The organism is Rhizobium sp. BK176, assembly GCF_024808055.1.
Genome location: NZ_JANUBV010000003.1, coordinates 247214 through 268849 on the forward strand (window position 1 = coordinate 247214; position 21636 = coordinate 268849).

The 21636-nt window shown below is 59.8% G+C and carries 19 protein-coding genes and 1 tRNA gene; 16 read left to right on the forward strand and 4 right to left on the reverse strand.

All coding sequences use genetic code 11. The features are described from left to right. Together FHT76_RS13920 and FHT76_RS13925 are read right to left on the reverse strand one after the other, a co-directional pair. Positions 1 to 957: an ABC transporter permease gene (locus tag FHT76_RS13920; RefSeq protein WP_183755109.1), complete on the reverse strand. Its 957-nt coding sequence runs from the start codon at positions 955 to 957 to the stop codon at positions 1 to 3. Between the two features lie 141 nt (positions 958 to 1098). Then, entirely contained in the window at positions 1099 to 2748 is a 1650-nt protein-coding gene (locus FHT76_RS13925; RefSeq protein ID WP_183755110.1) for an ABC transporter substrate-binding protein, read from the reverse strand. A gap of 307 nt (positions 2749 to 3055) precedes the next feature. Here FHT76_RS13925 and FHT76_RS13930 point away from each other — a divergent pair, with 307 nt between their 5' ends. The 8 genes from FHT76_RS13930 to FHT76_RS13965 all read left to right on the forward strand — a co-directional run bounded on the left by FHT76_RS13930 (position 3056) and on the right by FHT76_RS13965 (position 11183). Beyond that, a complete protein-coding gene (locus FHT76_RS13930; RefSeq protein ID WP_183863771.1) occupies positions 3056 to 3961 on the forward strand; it encodes a dihydrodipicolinate synthase family protein in 906 nt (301 codons plus the stop codon). Positions 3962 to 3971: 10 nt separating this feature from the next. After that, a complete protein-coding gene (locus FHT76_RS13935; protein WP_183863770.1) occupies positions 3972 to 5159 on the forward strand; it encodes an exo-alpha-sialidase in 1188 nt (395 codons plus the stop codon). Between the two features lie 347 nt (positions 5160 to 5506). Beyond that, positions 5507 to 6640 (forward strand): iron-containing alcohol dehydrogenase, encoded by a 1134-nt coding sequence (locus FHT76_RS13940; protein WP_183863769.1) that lies wholly within the window; start codon positions 5507 to 5509, stop codon positions 6638 to 6640. Positions 6641 to 6671: 31 nt separating this feature from the next. Continuing rightward, complete coding sequence (pdxA, locus tag FHT76_RS13945) at positions 6672 to 7661, forward strand: 4-hydroxythreonine-4-phosphate dehydrogenase PdxA (RefSeq protein ID WP_183863768.1); 990 nt, start codon at positions 6672 to 6674, stop codon at positions 7659 to 7661. A 77-nt stretch (positions 7662 to 7738) separates the two neighbouring features. Continuing rightward, positions 7739 to 8704, forward strand: a complete 966-nt coding sequence (locus tag FHT76_RS13950) for a hydroxyacid dehydrogenase (RefSeq protein WP_259185628.1) — start codon at positions 7739 to 7741, stop codon at positions 8702 to 8704. 33 nt (positions 8705 to 8737) lie between these two features. Beyond that, positions 8738 to 9787: an Ldh family oxidoreductase gene (locus FHT76_RS13955; RefSeq protein ID WP_183863766.1), complete on the forward strand. Its 1050-nt coding sequence runs from the start codon at positions 8738 to 8740 to the stop codon at positions 9785 to 9787. Positions 9788 to 9901: 114 nt separating this feature from the next. Beyond that, positions 9902 to 10084 (forward strand): hypothetical protein, encoded by a 183-nt coding sequence (locus tag FHT76_RS13960; protein ID WP_183863765.1) that lies wholly within the window; start codon positions 9902 to 9904, stop codon positions 10082 to 10084. Positions 10085 to 10373: 289 nt separating this feature from the next. Beyond that, positions 10374 to 11183: a sulfite exporter TauE/SafE family protein gene (locus FHT76_RS13965; RefSeq protein WP_183863826.1), complete on the forward strand. Its 810-nt coding sequence runs from the start codon at positions 10374 to 10376 to the stop codon at positions 11181 to 11183. Positions 11184 to 11588: 405 nt separating this feature from the next. Here the strand turns inward: FHT76_RS13965 and FHT76_RS13970 are convergent. Next, positions 11589 to 11663 (reverse strand) — tRNA-Gly (locus FHT76_RS13970). A gap of 251 nt (positions 11664 to 11914) precedes the next feature. Between FHT76_RS13970 and FHT76_RS13975 the strand changes: the two genes are divergently transcribed. The 4 genes from FHT76_RS13975 (at position 11915) to FHT76_RS13990 (ending at position 14416) form a co-directional block, all read left to right on the forward strand. Next, complete coding sequence (locus FHT76_RS13975; RefSeq protein WP_183755118.1) at positions 11915 to 12424, forward strand: prolyl-tRNA synthetase associated domain-containing protein; 510 nt, start codon at positions 11915 to 11917, stop codon at positions 12422 to 12424. A 53-nt stretch (positions 12425 to 12477) separates the two neighbouring features. Then, positions 12478 to 13443, forward strand: a complete 966-nt coding sequence (trxA, locus tag FHT76_RS13980; RefSeq protein WP_259126904.1) for a thioredoxin — start codon at positions 12478 to 12480, stop codon at positions 13441 to 13443. Between the two features lie 106 nt (positions 13444 to 13549). After that, positions 13550 to 14218 (forward strand): LON peptidase substrate-binding domain-containing protein, encoded by a 669-nt coding sequence (locus FHT76_RS13985; protein ID WP_016556679.1) that lies wholly within the window; start codon positions 13550 to 13552, stop codon positions 14216 to 14218. Positions 14219 to 14227: 9 nt separating this feature from the next. Next, positions 14228 to 14416, forward strand: a complete 189-nt coding sequence (locus FHT76_RS13990) for a Trm112 family protein (RefSeq protein ID WP_007794429.1) — start codon at positions 14228 to 14230, stop codon at positions 14414 to 14416. Here FHT76_RS13990 and FHT76_RS13995 read toward each other — a convergent pair whose 3' ends face one another. Then, complete coding sequence (locus FHT76_RS13995; RefSeq protein WP_183863763.1) at positions 14417 to 15631, reverse strand: ubiquinone biosynthesis hydroxylase; 1215 nt, start codon at positions 15629 to 15631, stop codon at positions 14417 to 14419. It abuts the gene before it with no gap. An 85-nt stretch (positions 15632 to 15716) separates the two neighbouring features. On the opposite strand from FHT76_RS13995, the gene tesB reads away from it, so the two are divergent. The 4 genes from tesB (at position 15717) to FHT76_RS14015 (ending at position 21517) form a co-directional block, all read left to right on the forward strand. Then, positions 15717 to 16601 carry an acyl-CoA thioesterase II gene (tesB, locus tag FHT76_RS14000; protein WP_183863762.1) on the forward strand — a complete coding sequence of 295 codons (885 nt, stop codon included), beginning with the start codon at positions 15717 to 15719 and terminating at the stop codon, positions 16599 to 16601. 211 nt (positions 16602 to 16812) lie between these two features. Then, complete coding sequence (locus FHT76_RS14005; RefSeq protein ID WP_019280527.1) at positions 16813 to 17163, forward strand: P-II family nitrogen regulator; 351 nt, start codon at positions 16813 to 16815, stop codon at positions 17161 to 17163. A gap of 28 nt (positions 17164 to 17191) precedes the next feature. Beyond that, on the forward strand, positions 17192 to 18616 hold the full coding sequence (locus FHT76_RS14010) for an ammonium transporter (protein WP_183863761.1): 1425 nt from the start codon (positions 17192 to 17194) through the stop codon (positions 18614 to 18616). Between the two features lie 240 nt (positions 18617 to 18856). Then, positions 18857 to 21517 carry a DNA translocase FtsK gene (locus tag FHT76_RS14015; RefSeq protein WP_183863760.1) on the forward strand — a complete coding sequence of 887 codons (2661 nt, stop codon included), beginning with the start codon at positions 18857 to 18859 and terminating at the stop codon, positions 21515 to 21517. The last annotated feature ends 119 nt before the right edge of the window (positions 21518 to 21636 follow it).

Consider the following 21636-nt stretch of genomic DNA (forward strand, 5'->3'; position numbering starts at 1 on the left):
TCAGCGGCTCCTTCTTGCATCGTTGGCGCGCGGATCAAGCAGCGGATAAAGCACATCGACCAACAGGTTCGAGGCCATGACCAGGAAGGAACCGATCAGCGTGATCGCCAGGATGACGGGATAGTCAGAATTGGTCAGCGCCTGCACCGTCAGGCGCCCGAGGCCCGGCAGGCCGAAGACGAGCTCGACGAAGATCGCCCCGTTGACGATCGTGATCATGATCAGGCCGAGCTGAGTGACGACAGGCGTCAGCACCGGGCGCAGGATGTGGCGCAAAGCGACGACGATCTCAGGCACGCCCTTGGCGCGGGCCGTCCGGACGAAATCCTCGGACAGGACTTCGATGACCGCAGCGCGCGTCTGGCGAACGATCAGTGCGATCGGCTGGAACGACAATACGAGCAGCGGCAAGAGGATGCGCACGTCGAACACGCCGCCCCAGCCATAAGGCACCTTGATCATCGGCAGCAGCACGATGAGCGCGACCATCAGCAACGGACCGGCGACATAGGCAGGGATCGCCCAGAGAAAGAGCGCGCTGCCCAGGATCGTGTAGTCGAGTCGCGTGTTCTGGTTGAGTGCCGCGATCATGCCGAGCGGAATGGCGACGACAGCGGTCAGAATGATGGAACAGAGCGCGAGTTGGAAGGAAACCGGTGCCGCAGCCGAAACCATGGCCCAGACCGAACGGCCCGAAGTCAGCGAATTGCCGAACTGGCCATGCAGAAGATTCCAGATGTAAAAGCCGAACTGCTCGATGAACGGCTTGTTGAGGCCGGCGCTCTCGCGGATGGCTTCGATGCGCTGTGGGTTATAGGCAACATCGCCGGGTGCGCGCAGAAAGATCAACTTGATCGGATCGCCGGCGCCGTAGAAAGCCAGCGCGTAGACGGCCAGCATGACGATCAGCACGGACGGAATCCAGATGGCAAACCGGGTTAGCACGTAGCGTAACAAGGTCATCTCCCACCGGTTGGCAGACACCTTTCCGCATCAAGGCGGACATGCGATGTCTTCTTGAAACTTGCGCGAAGGCCCTGCGGTCTTCGCGCGGTTGCTAATTTGCCAGAAGGCTATCTATTCGGGACGTTCGACAGCTCAGCCGACGGAAATGTCCCAGGGCGCGACGACCTGCCAGTCGAGGTTCTTTTCCATGCCCTTGACCTCCTTGGTGGCCCAGCGCGACATCGCCTGAGAATACCACGGAATGAACGCCCAATCCTCGCGGAACGCCTTCTGCGCATCTTGGGCGAGCTTGACGCGTTGCGGATCGTCGGCGGCCTTCGTGGCCGCTTCCGCAAGGGCCGCGTCGACCTTCTCGTTCTTGTATCCGCCAAGCTTGTTCTGCGCGTTCGATGAGGTCGAAGCGATGCAGCCCGCAAGATAGGAAACGGCGTCCGGAACACGCGTGCCGACGTCGTCACGGAAGATCTGTACCGCGTTCTGGTCCGGACCTGCGTAGGAGTCCTGCTGCGGCTTCATGTCGACGGCGGTGATGCCGAGATTCTGGCGCCACTGCTCGGCAATGAACTGGGCCGCAGCTTCGATGGCCGGCGCGGAAATGCCGACGAACAAGATCTTCGGCAGACGCTCGGGGCCGCCATAGCTCGACTCGGCGAGCAGCTTCTTGGCGGCTGCCGGATCGTACGGATAGGGCTCGAAGCCGGAATTGTCGGCGCCGGGCACGGAATTGAGGATCTGATCCGCCTTCTTGTGCGGTCCATCCGGGTAGGAAGCCTTGAAGAGACCGTCGCGGTCGATCGCCATGATCAGCGCCTGGCGAACCTTGGGGTCGTCCATCGGGGCACGAGTGACGTTGAACCAGAAGTGCTGGCTGGTCGGGATCAGCGGGCCGGAGGAGAATTCCGGACCGAGGTCCTGGATAATGGTGGATGTCACGAGCTCGGTGTGAGCGTTGAACTCGCCCGAATTGATCAGCGAGGTCGCGGTGACGTTGTCTTCCACCGACGTGATTTCGATGCGCGCCAGCTTCGGCTTCGGCCCGAAGAAATTCTCGTTCGGTTCGAAGACCAGCTTGCCGGCGTCGATGTCGAGGCTGGTCAGCTTGAACGGGCCGGAGAAAACGGGCTTGCTGTCAGGCTTGTACCAATCGGCAACTTCCTCGCCGTCACTGCCGCGCGACTGCGCCGCCTTGGTGATGGGAGCAATGTGGTTGGCAAGGCGCATGAAGAAGATCGGGTCGACTTCCGTCAGGGTGACGACAACCGTGCCTTCATCAGGCGTTGCAACGCCCGTCAGTTCGTTGCCGGAACCGCCGCTGATTTCCTTATAGCCCTGAACCTTGCTCAGCACTTGGTCGGCGCGCTGGCTCTTCGTGTTGGGCATGGAAGCAACTTCCCAGGAGCCCTTGACATCAGCCGAGGTGATCTTGCTGCCGTCGGAGAAGACGGCCTTGGGGTCGATCTTGAAGGTCCAGACCTTGTTGTCAGGCGAGTCCCAGCTGGTGAAGACATATGGCTTGATCTTGCCTTCGCTATCGAAATACATCGGCGAAGCCCACCAGATCGAGTTCCAGCGGAACGGGCGTCCGCCGCCGCGCAGCGGTGACCAGTCTTGGTCGAACGCCGGATGCGCGGCCTTGAGAACCTGTCCCTCATCGGCGAACACGATCCGGGCGTTCATCCCGAATACGGTGAGGCCAACGCCAGCGGCGAGGCCGAGCTTCAAAGCCTCGCGGCGTGACATCTGCGTTCCCTGCGCAGATTTCCCTTCATTGCGGTCAGTCATAGTGTCCTCCCATGGCAAAATTGATGGCGTCTCCACTTTCCACTCTATCCCGAAAGTGCATCACGACATGGCGCAGACACTCGCTCGATAATGTAAATATGTCAACTAAAATTAATCCATGCCTCGAGCTTGAGGAAGATCTAAAATATTTTATTTCGCGTTTTCAGTTAGTTACAAATATCACAAGCCGCTGTCGCATATTGTCATATTGACAACATCTGCTGTGAGGAAGATGAAAACCGCATCTCGCGGGCTCGAGTTCCCGCCTTGGCCGCCAGCTGTGCGGCGTTCATCCGAGGAGGACGATATGAACGATTACAAGATTTCAGGCGTATTCAGCGCGGCGGCGACCCCGCTCAATGCGGACGGCAGCCCGGACCTGGACCTTTTCACCGAGCACTGCCAACGCTTGTTGCGGGAAGGATGTCACGGCGTAGCGCTGCTTGGCACGACCGGTGAGGCGAATTCCTTCTCCTCCGGCGAGCGTCGGTCGATCCTTGAGGCAGCCCTCAAGGCAGGCGTGCCCGCCGACAAGCTGCTTCCCGGTACTGGTGTCGTTGCCATTCCGGAAACGGTGGAGTTGACCAAGCATGCGCTCTCTCTTGGCGTGACAAAGGTCGTGATGCTGCCGCCCTTCTATTATAAAGGCGTATCCGACGACGGGTTGTTTGCTGCCTATTCGCAGGTTTTGGAAAAGATCGGCGATGTCAGGCTGCAGGTCATTCTCTATCATATCCCGCAAGTCTCAGGCGTTCCGCTTTCGATCCCGTTGATCGGCAGGCTGATCGAAGCATTCCCGAACACGGTCGTCGGAATCAAGGAATCCGCAGGTGATTTCAATAACATGCAGGCGATCATCGCCGCTTATCCGGGCTTTTCCGTGCTGGCCGGAGCTGATCCACTGCTCTTGCCGCTCCTGAAGGCGGGAGGTGCGGGCTGCATCACGGCAACCTCCAACCTCGTCGCGGACTCGCTGCGCACCGTATACGACAAGGTCCACGATGAGGCGTGTGCCGGCGAGGTCGAGATTGCCCAAGCTCGCATCAATGCCTATCGAACGCTCTCTAACTCCTATGTCCAGATTCCGACGATCAAGGCAATGGTGGGTCTCAAGACCGGTAACGCAGCCTGGCGGCGGACCCGTGCGCCGTTGATGCCAATCAGCGACGCCGACTATGCGGCGCTTTCCGAAGCCTATGCCAAGCTGCCGTGAGGGATGGAACATGAGCTTTACAGGTTTGCCGCCCGAGGCGGTTCCGGCGTTGATGACCGGAGACATCGCCGAGCAGTCCGCCGAGAAGGGTCGCGCTGAAGCGTATCTACCCTCTCCCTGTATCCAGAATCACGCGGCCAATCTCGCATTTCTGCCAGATGGAACCCTGACTTGCGTTTGGTTCGGAGGCACGATGGAGGGAATGGGTGATATCTCCATTTACATGTCGCGACTGGCGACGGGAGCGGCGGGCTGGTCGCAGCCGGAGAAGATGTCGGACGATCCGGCGAAATCCGAACAAAATCCTTTAGTTTTCAATGCGCCAGACGGAAAAGTCTGGTTACTTTATACCTCGCAGACCTCGGGCAACCAGGACGGCTCGATTGTAAAATGTCGTATCTCGGAGGATGGCGGAAAAACCTTCGGAGAGGTGCGCGTTCTCTGTGATATTCCGGGCACGTTCGTGCGCCAGCCGATCATCGTCAATCGCACTGGCACCTGGCTGTTGCCGGTCTTTCGCTGCATTGGATTGCCCGGAGAACGCTGGACGGGAGACGTCGATACGGCGGGCGTGCTGATCTCGCGCGACGCGGGCAAAAGCTGGGTCATGACGGAGGTCCCGGATAGTATCGGCGCGGTTCACATGAATATCGTGCCGATCGACGGCGACAACCTTGTGGCCTTCTATCGCAATCGATTTGCCGAATCGGTCTTGTCCAGCCGCTCGAGTGATGGCGGCGCACATTGGAGCGCGCCTCGGCCGATTGATCTGCCGAACAACAACTCGTCGATCCAGGCGACGCGACTGGAAAACGGCATGATCGCAATGGTTTACAACCATTCCAATGCCTCGACCTCGGATGCTCGGCGCCAGTCGCTTTACGATGAGATCGAAGGCGACGAGGGGACAAAGGTGGCGCCGGTGCAAACAAGCGAGCGACGCAAGGCCGTCTGGGGCGTCCCTCGCGCGCCGCTCAGCCTTGCCCTCTCCGGTGATGGCGGCGTGAGCTTTCCCCGACGTGTCGATCTTGATACCGGTGACGGATATTGCTTGAGCAACAATTCGAAAGACTCGGTGAACCGTGAGTTTTCCTACCCCTCGATTATTCAAGGAGCGGATGGCGTGGTGCATGTCGCCTACACTTATTATCGCCGTGCCATAAAATACGTGCGGCTTTCCGCCGATGCGATAGCGTAACACCTTCATAGGTTGTCAGTTGTGAATTTCCTCGATCCGATTCCACTTCTTGACGGAAGAAGTGGGTCGGATCGCGCGCTCATTTAACAACTTCCCGTTTTCTTATGGCCATTCGGCTCCAACTCCACCTCAATGACCTCAATTTCAGGCTATTGTCATTTTTATTTGCAAAATCAACGATCTGGACGCAAAATTTGGATGGATTGGCGTGCGATGTGATTGGCAAAAGCACGATTTCCTCGTCGCGGGCGATCTGACTGCTTGCCAAATGCAGTAGCTTTGTATAACAAATTTACATCTTATGCGACGGAGATAAGTCGCCAGCACTTGCACGGAGGAGTGGTCCAGTGGTCAGCTTGGATTCGCCTATCACAATCGTCCGGCCGCACCTGATCGAGTTCGGCGTCGGCACGGCAGAGCGGCTCGGCAAGTGGGCCAACGAGAAAGGCTACAGCAGGATTCTCGTTATCTCCGACGCCTTCAACGCGACGCGCGTCGATACGCTTGCCCTCAAGGGCGACGTCACGGTGTTTGCCGATGTAACCCCAGAGCCGGATACTGCCAATCTCGACAAGGTGTTGGCCGTGGCAAATGCAGCAGACGCCCAACTGGTGGTTGGCTTCGGCGGCGGCAGTGCCATGGACCTTGCCAAGCTTGCCGCAGTGCTTGCCGGTTCCTCGCAGACATTGCATGAAGTTGTCGGGCCGAACAAAGTCAGGGGGCCGCGCCGCGTTGCGCTAGCTCAGGTGCCGACGACATCAGGCACCGGCAGCGAGGCCGGCATCAGGGCCCTCGTCACCGACCCCACGACGATGGCCAAGCTTGCCGTCGAGAGCATGCACATGCTGGCCGATATCGCGGTTGTCGATCCGGCGCTGACCTTCAGCGTGCCTGCGCGCACGACCGCGGCAACCGGGGTCGACGCGATGGCGCACTGTGTCGAGGCTTTCACCAATCGCAAGGCGCATCCGATGATCGACCTTTATGCGATCGAAGGAACGCGGCTGGTCGGCAAGTATCTTGCTCGCGCCGTTCAGGATGGCTCCGACGCCGAGGCGCGTGCCGGCCTGGCGCTTGCCTCCCTGTATGGCGGCTTCTGTCTCGGCCCGGTCAATACCGCTGGTGGTCACGCTCTCGCCTATCCGCTCGGTACGCGTTGGCATGTGGCGCACGGCGCGGCAAATGCGCTGATCTTCCCTCATGTGCTCGCCTTCAATACGCCGGCGGTGCCTGAGAAGACCAATATCATCATGGAAGCATTGGGTCGCCAGACTTCAGGCCATATCGAATCTGTTTTCGATGCCGCCTATTCCTTTTGCGCCGAACTCGGGATTGAAATGAAACTCTCTGGCCTCGACGTGCCGGAAAGTGATCTGGATGCGATGGCTGACGATGCCTTTGCGATCCGTCGCCTGCTGGACAACAACCCGCGCGACCTGTCGCGCGCCGATATCCGCTCGATCTACCAAGCCGCTTTTTGAGGCCGCTTTCATTCAAAGAGGACCGTGAGTGATGGACAGGAATGCGAAAGTTGCCGTGACGCTCGGCGATCCGGCCGGTGTCGGCCCCGAGGTGATTGTCAAGGCGCTTGCCACGATGCCGGAGCAGGAGCGTCGCGATTTCGTCATCGTCGGCAACACGGAAGCGCTCGAGCGCGCCAATCGCGCCGCCGCAACCGGGCTTTCCTTCGCGCCGGCGGATGCAGCTGGCGCGGGCAAGATTGCCGTCGACGAGGTCGAGCTTGGTGCGCCGCTGCCTGAGATCGGCAAGGTCAGTCCAGTCGCGGGTGACGCGTCGGTGCGCTACATCAGCCGTGCCGTCGATCTTGCGATGTCAGGCAACGCCGATGTCATCGTTACCGCGCCGATCAATAAGGAAGCGATGAATCTCGCCGGCCATCACTATGACGGCCACACCGGCCTGCTGGCGCATCTCACCGGTTCGAAGAGCTCGTTCATGCTGCTCGCTTCGGAGCGGCTGAACACCATCCACGTTTCTACCCATATCTCGCTGAAGGGCGCTATCGAACGCGCCAAGACCGAGCGCGTTCTCGCAACGATCGAGGCGGGGCACAATCATTTCATGCGCCTTGGCAGAAAGGCGCGGATCGCGGTTGCCGGTCTCAACCCGCACTGCGGCGAGAACGGCCTGTTCGGCACCGAGGATAGTGAATTCCTCGCGCCTGCCGTCGAACTGGCGCAGGCGAAGGGCATCGATGTCGTTGGTCCGATCTCGGCCGACACGGTCTTTGCGCGTGCCTATAATGGTGCCTTCGATCTTGTTATCGCGCAGTATCACGACCAGGGCCATATTCCGATCAAGCTCATCGCATTCGACACGGCGGTCAACGTCTCACTCGGCTTGCCGATCGATCGCGTGTCCGTCGACCACGGCACGGCCTTCGATATTGCCGGCACGGGCAAGGCAAACCACGTGAATATGCTTTCAGCCATCGCCTATGCGCGGTTGATGGCGCGGTCTCCACGCCGGCGGGCGGCTTAGCGCGTCGGTTCTTGCGGGGTTGTTGGCCGTGCCGTGGTGTGCCGCCTGCTGCTTTGCTCGCTGGAGGAGTTGAGCGAATGGAAAAGACTGTTGTCATTCTTGGTGGCGAATTGGCGCCCGAAGGCCGGGCGCTTTTGGAAAATGCCGGAGTACGCGTCATCTCCACGCCGCCCTACATCGACCGGCAGGCCGTCATTGAGGTTATGAAAGCCCACAAGCCGGATGCAGTCATCGTGCGTCTGCTCGCCGACTTGCTTGGGGCTGAGGAAATGCAGGCGGGGGGAAGGCTCCGACACATCGCCAAGCACGGGGTCGGAACGAACGACATCGACGTGAAGGCGGCCGCAGCGCTCGGCACCCCCGTGTCGATGACGACGGGAAGTAACGGACACTCGGTCGCCGAGCATGCGCTCGCGCTGATCATGGCGCTCGTCAAGGACTTGCCGCGCCAGGACAGGCTCGTCCGGGACGGTATTTGGGACAAGAACCAATATAACGGGCGCGAGTTGCGCGGCCAGCGGCTTGGTCTTGTCGGGTTTGGCTTCATCGGCCAGACGCTCGCCCGTATGGCGGGCGCCATCGGCATGATCGTCTCGGCCTTCGATCCACATACGCCCGGTCACGCGTTTCACGATGGGGTCACCCGCGAAACCGACCTGGATACACTCATTGCGAACTCCGACATTGTCAGCCTCCACTGTCCGTTGACGCCGGAGACACAAAACCTCATCGATGCTCGTCGCATCAGGCTGATGAAGCGGGGCGCGCTATTGATCAACACGGCGCGAGGCGAAGTGGTCGACGAGAAGGCATTGATTTCCGCGCTTGAAGATGGGCACCTCGCCGGGGCCGGTTTGGACAGTTTCGCCGTCGAGCCGCCCGGCATCGACAATCCCTTATTCCGACTGCCGAACACGCTGGTGACCCCGCACGTCGCCGGCGTCACCCTCGACGCGAAACGCGCCGTGTCGATCATGTCTGCCGAGAACGTGCTTGCGGCGTTCGATGGCAAGACATTGGAACCCCGCTTTCTCGCGCGCTGACCGGCTCGCTGCCGCCAAATGATGGAGAACAACATGGGCGAGGCTCCCGATATCCGCTATGCACCGGATACGTTGCGCATGTTTGCGCAGTCCTTGTTTGGCGCCGCCGGACTTGAGGAGGAAAAGGCGGGCGCCGTTGCGCACTATCTCGTCGAAGCCGATTTGATGGGCCACACGACGCATGGCCTGGCATTGGCCGGCTGGTATCTGCAAAGCATCGCCGATGGTGTGATGAACCGTGAGGGCGTGCCGGATATTCTGTCGGATCGTGGTCCAGCCGTTGCCTGGCGTGGGCGCCGCCTTCCCGGTGCGTGGCTGACATCCGAAGCGGTGAAACTCGCCTGCGAGCGCGCTGCCACCTACGGCACAGCCACGATCGCGATCGCCGACAGTCATCATATCGGTTGTCTCGCCGCCTATCTCACCATCGCCACGGATCGCGGCTACATGGTCAGCATCGCAAGCTCCAGCCCATCCGGTGGACAGGTCGCGCCTTTCGGCGGACGAAAGGGTGTCTATACTCCCAACCCGGTTGCCCATGGCATCCCAACGCCCGGCGATCCCATCCTGATCGATATCAGCGCTTCGATCACGACGGTCAACATGGCGCAGCGGTTGGTGCGCGAGGGCCGGCAATATGAGCACGAGTGGCTGATGGATGAGAACGGCGAGCCCAGCCGTGATCCGCGGGTGATCGACCGTGGCGGCACGCTTATGCCGGTGGGAGGGCTCGATCATGGCCAGAAGGGCTATGGCATGGCGCTTCATGTCGAGGCCTTCACGCAGGGGCTTGGCGGTCTTGGGCGTGTCGACGAATTGAAGGGGACAAACGCGGCAGTCACCGTCCAGGTTTTCGACCCTGAAGCTTTTGGTGGCCGCGATGCCTTTCTACGGCAGACGGGCTGGCTTGCCGAGGCATGCCGCAGCAATCCCCCGCGACCGGGTGTTGCGCGCGTTCGGCTGCCGGGAGAAAACGGGCTGGCCCGCAAGCGCGAGGCTCTCGCTGAAGGGATCATGCTCCACCCCAATATCATGACCTCACTTGCGCCGCATGCCGAACGGCTAGGGGTGGCCACCCCCTAGTCTCGGGCGCTTGTCTTGTCCCCGAAAAAGCACGGGGAGAGTTCGATCGAACCATTTCGATCAGCGCTGTGACCCGCTAAATGTTTACAAACGGTAAACAGGGCGAGGGAAGAGATGAGGAGCTTTGCAGGCGGACTGACAGCGGCTCATTTGGAGCAAATGCTGGCACCCTACATTGCCGACCGGCAGGCCGAAACGGTTCGCGACAACGCCGAGCAGCGGGATGAGCGCGACCTTGCGCTGGCAAAGAAAGCCGCGGAAAATGCCTGGACGTCGCCCGCAACTAAAATCCGCTGACCGCCCTTCGAGGATCTAAGGACCGACCATACCGGTATTGCGGAAAGGGCAGGAACGCGGGTGGCATGGTCGCCGCGATCATGGGACAGGCAAAGTTGTTGGGCCTGGAGGCTAAACAGAAACTTTAGATTATCCATAAGTCATCATCACTACCAACGCGTGTTCTTGAGCTTTCCGTTTCGGAGTGGGAGGCGCAGTTTGCGGTCGGGCGAGGACCAAACGCGCAGTAGCCCAACTGACGACATCCAGCTACCACTACAAGAGGTGAGATTTTCGCGGAGCTTGGATGATGACGGACGACACCTCTATTGCGCAGCAATCACGCAACCTTCCGATGGCTTTAGGTGGTGGAGGTGTCATCGGCGCATTCGCTGGACTGATCGGCCTCGGTGGTGGTCAGTTTCGCTTGCCCCTTTTGATTGGCCTTTTCAATTTTCCGGCTTTGGAAGCAATCATTCTCAACAAGGCCATGAGCCTCGTTGTCGTTGCATCGGCATTGCTGTTTCGGGCGGCAACGGTTCCTTTCGGCACGATTGCGGCAAGCTGGCCTATCATCGTCAATCTCCTCGCCGGAAGCCTTTTAGGCGCATGGTTCGGAGCGGGTTTGGCTACGCGTCTAAAGTCCGACACGTTGTACAAAGTCATCGCCATTCTGCTCGTAGAATTCGCGATCGTGTTGGTAGTTGGGCGTGACGTAGCGGCTGGGCAGCCGCTTCTGACGGGGGGCGCGCAACTGGTCGCGGGGGTCCTCGCGGGCTTCGTCATCGGGACAGTTGCCTCGCTGCTTGGTGTGGCGGCCGGTGAACTTCTAGTCGCGACTTTGGTGATATTATTCGGGGCAGACATCAAGCTAGCTGGCTCTATCTCCCTTGCAGTGAGCCTGCCGACAATGCTTGTCGGTTTCACGCGCTACAGCCGCGACCAAAGTTTTTCCGTTCTTGGGCGCAACCGGCTTTTCCTGCTCGTCATGGCAGCTGGGTCGATCGTCGGAACTTTCATCGGCGGCAAGCTGCTCGGCATCGTGCCCAACGCTTTCCTGCTCCCAGCTCTTGCTTTGATCCTGCTGGTTTCCGCCCTCAAGGTCTGGCGACACCGCTAGTTCCGACAAAGCCCTGTCTCCCCCGTAAGGAATCTAAATCTAAGAGTAAGCGCCCACCAGCGCCGGAACCTGACACCCCCGAGCAGTAGTAAGAAGGGGTTGATTGGCTCCCGCCCCTGCGGGGGGGCTTCGGCGGGATGGAGGCGGCGTTGTTAAAAGGAGCCCCCTTCCCACAAAGAAACCGTGCCGATAAAATCCCCACCCGTCGTGACCTTGTTCTTCCATGACATGGCTCCATTCGGCCACAGAAGCCCGGCAGCGCAAGCAAGGTATAGCCCGTCGTGAGTCGGTTGGGTACTGAGGTGCCGTTACGCTGCGCCGTCTTTCCGGTGGCGACACGGCCAAAAGCCCGAATTGGCTCCTCGACAAGCGAGGTCTTAAGATGTTGACTTATTCGAGGAAATTTGGAGCGGGCGAAGGGATTTGAACCCTCGACCCCAACCTTGGCAAGGTTGTGCTCTACCCCTGAGCTACACCCGCTCAATCCGCACCGGTCCGGGGTAGTTGTGAGGACCGTGGGCGCCACCTTGCGGCGACGGGCGCTATATCGCCCAAACGATTTTCAAATGCAACAGGGAAATGACGGAATTTCGAAGAAAAATTTCCGGGCCTCGTTCGAAGACATCGGAAGTGCCGCAAATGCAGGGCCAAGCGTCAACCACGAACATTGCAAAAGGCGATCGCGGACCGTAATCAGGCACCTTGTCGCTCTCAGACCCACGGATTTTACGATGACCGATGTGACGCCGAAGACCAGAAATGACCTTTTTGCTTTCCTTGACGGCCTGGAGATAAAGCACAGCACCAAGGATCATGCGCCGGTCTTCACGGTCGCCGAATCGGTGGCACTGCGCGATGAAATTCCCGGGGGCCACACCAAAAATCTCTTTGTGAAGGACAAGAAAGATCAGTTCTTCCTGCTGACGGTAGAAGAGAATGCAGCTGTGGATCTGAAAACGGTGCATACGCTGATCGGCGCTTCCAGCAAGGTCTCATTCGGGAAACCGGAAAAGCTGATGGAGTATCTGGGCGTTGTTCCGGGGGCGGTTACGGCTTTTGGGGCCATCAACGATACAGGCGGACATGTCACATTCGTTCTCGATGCCGATCTGATGAAGGATGAGATCATCAACTGTCATCCGCTGTCGAACGATGCCACGACATCGATTGCCAGCAGCGACCTTATTCGCTTTATGGAAGCAACAGGACACAAGCCGCTTGTCTTGAAAGTGACGTCCTGACATACGATTTTAGCGCTACACAAGCCGGCTGACCGGCACGGCGGGAGATATCCATGAGCGGCAACGACAATCCTTACAGCAATTCCTTGGGCCAGATGACGGCAACGGCAAACTACGGGGCAGCGCCGGCACCCGGCGCGGGCGGCTATATCAAGGATACGACGACTGCGAATTTCACGAAGGATGTCATTGAGGAATCGCGCAACCAGCCGGTTCTCGTCGATTTCTGGGCACCGTGGTGCGGTCCCTGCAAGCAGCTGACGCCGGTCCTGGAAAAGGTCGTCAACGAAGCGCAGGGGCGCGTCAAGCTGGTCAAGATGAACATCGATGACCATCCCTCGATTGCCGGGCAGCTTGGTATCCAGTCGATCCCGGCCGTGATCGCCTTCGTTGGCGGTCGCCCCGCCGATGGCTTCATGGGCGCAGTGCCAGAGAGCCAGATCAACCAGTTCATCGATCGGATCGCCGGTCCGGCCGGCGCCGACCAGGCGGCAGAAATCGAGGGCGTTCTCAAGGAGGCCGACGAGCTGCTGGCTTCAGGCGATATCAACGGTGCCGCGCAGCTCTATGGTGCTGTCATGCAGGCCGATCCCGAGAATGCCAAGGCGTTGGCGGGAATGGCGGAGTGCATGATAGCCGCCGACCAGCATGAGCGTGCGCGCGAGGCGCTAACCGAACTGCCGGAGGAAATGGCGAAGGATCCGGCCATCCAGGCGGTCTCGAAGAAGCTCGATCAGATCGAGGAGGCGCGCAAGCTCGGCGATCCCGTAGCCCTGGAGCAGGAGTTGGCGCGAAATCCCGACGATCATGAAGCGCGTTTGAAGCTTGCCAAGATCCGCAACGTCGAGGGCCGGCGTGACGAGTCGGCAGATCACCTGCTTTACATCATGCGCAAGGACCGTGGCTTCGACGACGACGGCGCGCGGCGCCAGTTGCTGCAGTTCTTCGACGTCTGGGGCTTCAAGGATCCGGCTACGGTTTCGGCACGCCGCAAGCTTTCGGCGATGCTGTTTTCGTAATTCAGACTCCAGTTTCGATTCGTCGCCCTTGCGTTTTTAGAGGCGGGCACCACATTTCCGTTTGTGCGGGCGTGTCGCGCCCGCCGGTAATGCAGGACCAGTCTCTATGCAAGTGGGGAATGCACGATATCTGAAACCCGGTGATCTGCCTGATACGATCGCGGTCTTTCCGCTGGGCGGTGCGCTGCTGCTGCCGACAGGGCAGTTACCTCTCAATATTTTCGAGCCGCGCTATCTTGCCATGTTCGATGCGGCCTTATCAGGCAATCGATTGATCGGCATGGTCCAGCCCGCGCTGGGCGACCAGGAAGGGCAGGGCGAGGCTAATCTGGCGCCGGTTGGGTGCCTCGGACGCATCACTTCTTTTGCCGAGACCGGCGACGGTCGCTACATCGTGTCCCTGACTGGCATTTGCCGTTTTCGGCTGCTGGAGGAGCGGGAAACCCACAATCCGTTCCGAACCTTCCGCATTGCGCCGTTCATTGCTGATCTTTCGGCACGCGACGAGGAAGATGCGGTTGATCGGACCGCGCTTCTGGCCGCCTTCAAGGCCTATCTCGATGCGAACAAGCTCGAGGCGGATTGGGAAAGTGTCGAGCGCGCCAGCAATCTGACGCTCGTCAACTCGCTGGCGATGATGTCTCCGTTTGGACCGGCGGAGAAGCAAGCGCTACTGGAGGCACCGGATCTGAAAACACGCGCGGAAACACTGATCGCGATCACCGAGATCGTGCTGGCACGCGTCTTCGGTGACTCGGACACCGTTCTGCAGTAAAGCTGAGACATGGACGAAAAGCTCAGCCGCGTTGACCCGAAACTGCTGGAACTATTGGTATGCCCCCTGACCAAGGGCCGGCTAACATACGATCGCGAGCACAATGAACTCGTGTCGGAGAAGGCGCGTCTCGCCTATCCGATCCGTGACGGCATTCCGATCATGCTGGTCTCCGAGGCGCGCGGGCTGGACGACTGACTAGATCGTCTGTCCCGCGAGCAGGCGGGGGTTGTCCTTGGCGGTCGTGCCGGCTGCCTGCCCGATAAAGAACGATTTGAGGCCTGGCAGCCGATCGACGATCCCGAGGCCAAAGTCGCGGGCGATACGCAGTGGCCCTACGTCGTTCGAGAAAAGCCGATTCAGCACATCGGTGGTGACGCCCATCCGGAAGGTGTCAAAGCGTCGCCACGCCTGGTAGCGCTCCAGTATGTTGATCGAGCCGATATCAAGGCCAAGCCGATCGGCCTCGACGACGGTTTCGGCAAGGGCGGCGACATCCTTGAAGCCGAGGTTGAGGCCCTGACCTGAAATCGGATGAATACCATGCGCCGCATCGCCGGCGAGCGCCACACGTGGAGCTACGAAAGCCCGTGCAAGCGTCAGCCCCAGCGGGAAGGCGCGTTTGTCGCCGGCAACCCTCAATGCACCGAGCTTGTGACCGAAGCGGCGCTCCAGCTCTTCCTCGAAAATCAGATCGTCGGATGTGACGAGACGGTTTGCCTCCGGCGTCGGCTCAGTCCAGACGAGCGAGGAACGGTTGCCTTTCAGGGGCAGGATGGCGAACGGTCCGGACGGAAGGAAATGCTCTTCCGCGCAACCGTGATGCGGGCGCTCATGCTCGACAGTCGTGACAATCCCGGACTGCCCATAGTCCCAGGAGACGGTCTTGATGCCCGCCAGGTCCCTGAGGTGTGAACGGACGCCGTCGCAGGCGACGACCAGCCGGGCTTCCTGCACGCTACCATCCGCGGCGGTGACTGTCGCATGCGTATCGGCAATGGAGAGGCCGGTCGCGCTAAAGCCGTGATGAATTTCGATCCCAAGCCGTTCACATACGCCACGCAGCGCCCGGACGAGCACGACATTCGGAATCATATGTGCGAACGGCCGTCCATCCTCCACCTCGCCATCGAAGGTCAGGAAGACCGGACGTACGGGATCCGATGTCTTGGAATCGGTGACGATCATCTTGCTGATCGGCTGAGCGTCGGGCTCGATCTCATCCCAGATGCCGAAAACCCCGAGCATCCTGGTCGCGGCGGCGATAATGGCCGAGGCGCGCATGTCCTTCTGCCATACGCCGGCAGGGGCAGCCTCGACAACCGCGACATCGAGGTGAGGTGCTGCCTGCTTGACCGCCACGGCCGCGGAAAGCCCCACATAACCCGCGCCTACAACCAGCATGTCCCGCATGGATTCCGTTCCGTTTCTTGTGAATATCGTATTGATCTATATAGATCATCGCTGCCGTACTTCCTACCGCCCGGAGCCGTACAAAATGACGCGTGACACCGAAAAGCCGACTGCGATGGAGACCCTGCTTTCTACGCTGGATCTCGAAGCGATCGAGGTCGACATCTTTCGGGGTCGCAGCCCGCAGGTTGGCTGGCAGCGCGTCTTCGGCGGTCAGGTCATCTCGCAGGCCTTGATGGCGGCACAGCGCACGGTGGAGCGCGACAGGATCGTGCATTCGCTGCACGCCTATTTTATGCGACCGGGCGATCCCTCCGTGCCGATTGTCTATCAGGTGGAAAGGATTCGCGACGGGTCGAGTTTCAATACGCGCCGGGCCGTCGCCATCCAGCATGGAAAAGCGATCTTCGCCCTGTCGGCCTCGTTTCAGATCGAGGAACCTGGTTTCGATCATCAGATCGTCATGCCCGACGTGCCCGTTCCGGAAAAGCTTCTCGATGAGCGGCAGATCGCGGCCCAGTTTCTAGCCAACGCGCCCGCGCCGATTCGGAAATACTGGGAGCGCGAGCGGCCGATCGAGATTCGCCCGATATCGCTCACGCACTATTTCTCTGACAAGAAGCTCGATCCGGTGCAGCATGTTTGGGTTCGGGCGACGGGGCCAGTTCCCGACGATGGGCACTATCAGGCAGCCATTCTTGCCTACCTCTCCGACATGACCCTGCTCGATACGTCGCTCCATCCGCATGGAACGTCGATTTTCGATCAGAGCATCCAGGTGGCCAGCCTTGATCATTCGATGTGGTTCCATCGGCCTACCAAACTCGATGATTGGCTTCTCTACACCCAGGACAGCCCCTCGGCTTCCGGTGCCAGGGGGCTCACCCGCGGTAGCCTGTTTACGAGAGACGGTGTCTTGATTGCGTCGGTGGCGCAGGAGGGGCTGATTCGTAAACGGGCAATTGAATAAATCGTAGGCATATTCATTCATTTGAACATTTTTTGAGCGATTATTGGGCAATCAATTGCCCGTTTATTAGCGCCGTTATAAATAACATATATTTTTCAATCCATTAGATCGCCAGATCGAATCTGGCACGTCCTTTGAATGTCTAGTCCCGGTCGCTGTTCGTGAACGTCAGCGGCAAGGAGAGTCGGCTCCGTGCCGAGGATAACGAAGGATGGGAAACCAGATGAAAATTGTGATGGCCATTATCAAGCCGTTCAAGCTGGATGAGGTGCGCGAAGCCCTCACGGCGATCGGCATCCAAGGCCTGACCGTGACCGAAGTGAAGGGCTACGGGCGCCAGAAGGGACATACTGAAATTTATCGCGGCACCGAATATGCGGTCAGCTTCCTGCCGAAGCTCAAGATCGAGATCGCGGTCGCCTCCGAACTCGTCGACAAGGCTGTCGAAGCCATCGCCTCATCTGCCAAGACCGGCCAGATCGGTGACGGCAAGATCTTCGTCTATTCGATCGACCACGCCGTGCGCATTCGCACCGGCGAAACCGACACAGAAGCGCTGTAAGAGCCGCAGAGCAAGGGAGCCTGTTTCAATGTCAATTTCGAAGTTTTCTTCCACCTATGCGCGGCTTGCTGCTGCGTCGGCTGCGCTGCTCGCGCCAGTCGTCGCTTTCGCGCAGGATGCAGCTGCTCCTGCAGCCGCCGCTGCTGCTCCTGCGATGACGGTCGACAAGGGCGACAATACCTGGATGATGATCTCCACGGTTCTCGTCCTGCTGATGACGATCCCGGGCCTCGCCCTCTTCTACGGCGGTCTGGTTCGCGCCAAGAACATGCTCTCCGTTCTCATGCAGGTCTTCATGATCACGGCAGTGGTGATGATCATCTGGGTGACCTACGGCTACTCGCTCGCGTTTACGGACGGCGGCTCGCTTAACAGTTTCGTCGGCGGCTTCTCGAAGGCTTTCCTCGCAGGCGTGGACACGACCACTCTGTCCGAAACATTCACAAAGGGCGTTGCCATTCCGGAGCTGACCTACGTTTGCTTCCAGATGACCTTCGCCTGCATCACGCCTGCCCTGATCGTCGGCGCTTTCGCCGAGCGCATCAAGTTCTCGGCCGTCATGCTGTTCGTCGTTCTGTGGGTCACCTTCGTCTACTTCCCGATGGCACACATGGTCTGGTTCTGGGGTGGTCCGAGCTCCTACACTTCGGCGTCGGGTCTGATCTTCTCCTACGGCGCACTTGACTTCGCCGGCGGTACGGTCGTCCACATCAATGCCGGTATCGCCGGTCTGATCGGGGCCATCATGCTCGGCAAGCGCACCGGCTATAAGAAGGAAATCATGGCTCCGCACTCCATGACCCTCACCATGGTCGGCGCATCGCTTCTGTGGGTTGGTTGGTTCGGCTTCAATGCCGGCTCGAACCTCGAAGCCAACGCCTATGCCTCGCTCGCGATGATCAACACCTTCGTCGCAACGGCTGCAGCGGCTGTGTCCTGGTGCCTCGTCGAAAACTTCACTCGCGGCAAGGCGTCGATGCTCGGCGCAGCTTCAGGTGCCGTCGCTGGCCTGGTTGCCGTTACGCCGGCAGCAGGTTTCGCAGGCCCGATGGGTTCAATCGTCCTCGGCCTCATCGTTTCGCCGGTTTGCTACTTCTTCGTCGACGTCGTGAAGAACAAGTTCAACTATGACGACTCGCTCGATGTCTTTGGCGTGCATTGCGTCGGTGGTATCCTCGGCGCCATCGGCACTGGCATCCTGGTCAATCCGGCGCTCGGCGGCGCAGGCATCGTCGATTACTCGACGGCCGACTTCGCGGCCAGCTATCCGGGTACCGCGACGCAGGTTTTCGCCCAGCTGAAGGGCGTCCTGACGACGATCGCATGGTCGGGCATCGGTTCCTTCATCCTCTACAAGATCGTTGATGTCGTCATCGGTCTGCGCGTCTCTGTCGAAGCGGAGCGCGAGGGTCTCGACCTCGCAACCCACGGCGAAGCCGCGTACCATTCGTAATCTAGGCATTGCGGCGCTTGCATAACAGGCGCCGCTGAACAGCCCGTCGCGGCCTATTCGTCCGAATAGTCCGCTTTTGGCCCGGACCTCCATAGGTTCGGGCTTTTTTATTTTCAGATGCAAGATGTGGGGGTGGCATGGTTAATACCGCTTTAACCGTCCTTTGATTAGGTGGGGCGAAGGTACTGGGCGCAGACGCTTGGCGATTCGCACGCTCTCACGCATTGGACGGGTACACACATGGCAAGAAGCACATCGCCTGCAATGGATGGCCGGCCTGACCGTTTTTCCCTTTCGGGTTTCATGTTCCGGCAGGCGCAAACCCTTATCGGCTTCGGGATCTTTCTGCTGCTCGCTTTGGCGGTTGCTGCGCTTGCGACCTGGAATGTTGCGGATCCGAGCTACTCCTATGCAACAGGAAACGAACCGACCAACATTCTAGGCTATAGCGGGGCGGCCTTTGCCGACCTTGCAATGCAGTTCTTCGGACTTGCCAGCGTCGTCGCGCTTTTGCCTGTGGTCGCCTGGGCGCTTGCGTTGATCTCGGGACGCCGCATCAGCCGCATCCCGGCGCGCGCCGCCGCCTGGGGTCTGGGATCGGTGCTTTCTTCCGCCGTAATAGGTTGCTTCCCGCCGCCGCTCACCTGGCCGATTCCCAACGGTATCGGCGGTGTCATCGGTGACATGATCCTGCGGTTTCCTGCGCTGTTTGTCGGCGCCTATCCGACCGGCGCCTTCGCAACAGCGGTTGGCTGCGTGTTCGCCATCCCCACCGTCTGGATGCTGCTGTTTTCTGCCGGTCTCGTCGGTCGCAACGAGGAGGATGAGGACGAAGCTGCGCAAGACTACGCAAAAAGCCGCTCCAAGCTGCCTTCGGTAGGTGACGAGGAAGAAGATGACGATGAAGGCGGCTGGCTGGCGTTCGGCGCGCTGACGCATGCCTGGTACATGAGCCAGGCTCGCATGCGTCGCTTGCTCGGCATGGGTCCTCGCAAGCGGCGGCAGGACGATTTCGAGTCGCCCTACGACTTCAATGACGACGAGTTTGGTAAACTGAATGAGCCGGTCCGCGCCAAGGTACCGGCTGCACGTGGAGAGCGCATGGATCCATCGATGGATCCGCGCGCCGCCTCACAGCGCCGTGTTGTTTCCGCGCCGTCCATTTCGCTCAATGACGACGACGATGATGATCTGCCGTTCGATGACATGCCGCCGCGTCCAGCCGACATTCTGCCTGATGACGACGACTGGATGATGCGCGCTCCCTCCAAGCCCGCCGGCGGACGTTCGGAGCCGCGCGTGGTACAGCCGACGGCGCGGCCGAAACCCGGCGCCCGCGTCGAACGCGAGCAACAGGGATCGTTCATCCGCCCCGAGGGCTTCCAGCTTCCGTCGATGCATCTCCTCGCCGAACCGAAGAATGTCGTGCGTGATTCGACGCTGTCTGCCGATGCGCTGGAACAGAATGCGCGCATGCTTGAAGGCGTGCTCGAGGATTTCGGTGTCAAGGGCGAAATCATCCACGTCCGTCCCGGTCCGGTTGTCACCCTCTATGAACTGGAGCCTGCTCCCGGTATCAAGTCGTCGCGCGTCATCGGCTTGGCCGACGATATCGCCCGCTCGATGAGCGCGATTGCTGCCCGCGTCGCGGTCGTGCCGGGCCGCAATGCCATCGGTATCGAGCTGCCGAACTCCACGCGCGAAACCGTCTATCTGCGCGAACTCATCGCCTCACGCGATTTCGAAGGCTCGAAGGCGAAGCTTGCCATGGCGCTCGGCAAGACCATCGGCGGCGAAGCTGTCATAGCGGATCTGGCCAAGATGCCGCACCTGCTAGTTGCGGGTACCACAGGCTCGGGTAAGTCGGTCGCCATCAACACAATGATCCTGTCTTTGCTTTATCGCATGACGCCGGAGCAATGCCGCCTGATCATGATCGATCCTAAGATGCTCGAATTGTCTGTTTACGACGGCATTCCGCATCTTCTCTCGCCTGTCGTCACGGACCCCAAAAAGGCTGTCGTTGCGCTCAAGTGGACCGTCCGCGAGATGGAAGAGCGCTACAAGAAGATGTCGAAGATCGGCGTCCGCAATATCGACGGCTTCAACAGCCGCGTCGAACAGGCCCTTGCCAAGGGCGAGGTGATCTCGCGCACCGTGCAGACCGGCTTCGACCGCCACACGGGCGAGGCGATGTACGAGACGGAAGAATTCGACCTGCAGCCGATGCCTTATATCGTCGTCATCATCGACGAGATGGCCGACCTGATGATGGTTGCCGGCAAAGACATCGAAGGCGCGGTGCAGCGACTGGCGCAGATGGCGCGTGCCGCCGGCATCCATGTCATCATGGCGACCCAGCGCCCGTCTGTCGACGTTATCACCGGCACCATCAAGGCAAACTTCCCGACCCGCATCTCCTTCCAGGTGACGTCGAAGATTGATAGTCGCACCATCCTCGGCGAACAGGGCGCGGAGCAGCTGCTCGGCATGGGTGACATGCTCTATATGGCCGGCGGCGGACGCATCCAGCGCGTCCACGGCCCGTTCGTTGCCGATATGGAGGTCGAGGAGATCGTCTCCTACCTGAAGACGCAAGGCGCGCCGCAATATCTCGACGCCATTACGGCTGACGAGGACGAAGATAGCGACTATGGCGGTGGTCCGGCGGGAACGTCCAATCTTTCTGAATCCGACGATCCGTACGATCAGGCCGTGGCCATCGTTCTACGTGACGGAAAGGCATCGACGTCGTATATTCAACGCAGACTTGGCATTGGATACAACCGCGCCGCATCACTGATCGAGCGGATGGAGCAGGAAGGCATCATCGGTCCCGCCAATCATGCTGGAAAACGCGAGATCCTGGTTCCGACCGAGGGCGATATTCTTGACCGCTGAGGCCGGCAGCATTGAATGATGCCAACCTCACGGAAACCTGATCGCATTGAAACCGTTAGTTTATGCAGGCCTGCGAGCTCCGCCATGAAGGCGCCGCGTTTCCGCAGCATTCAAAATGC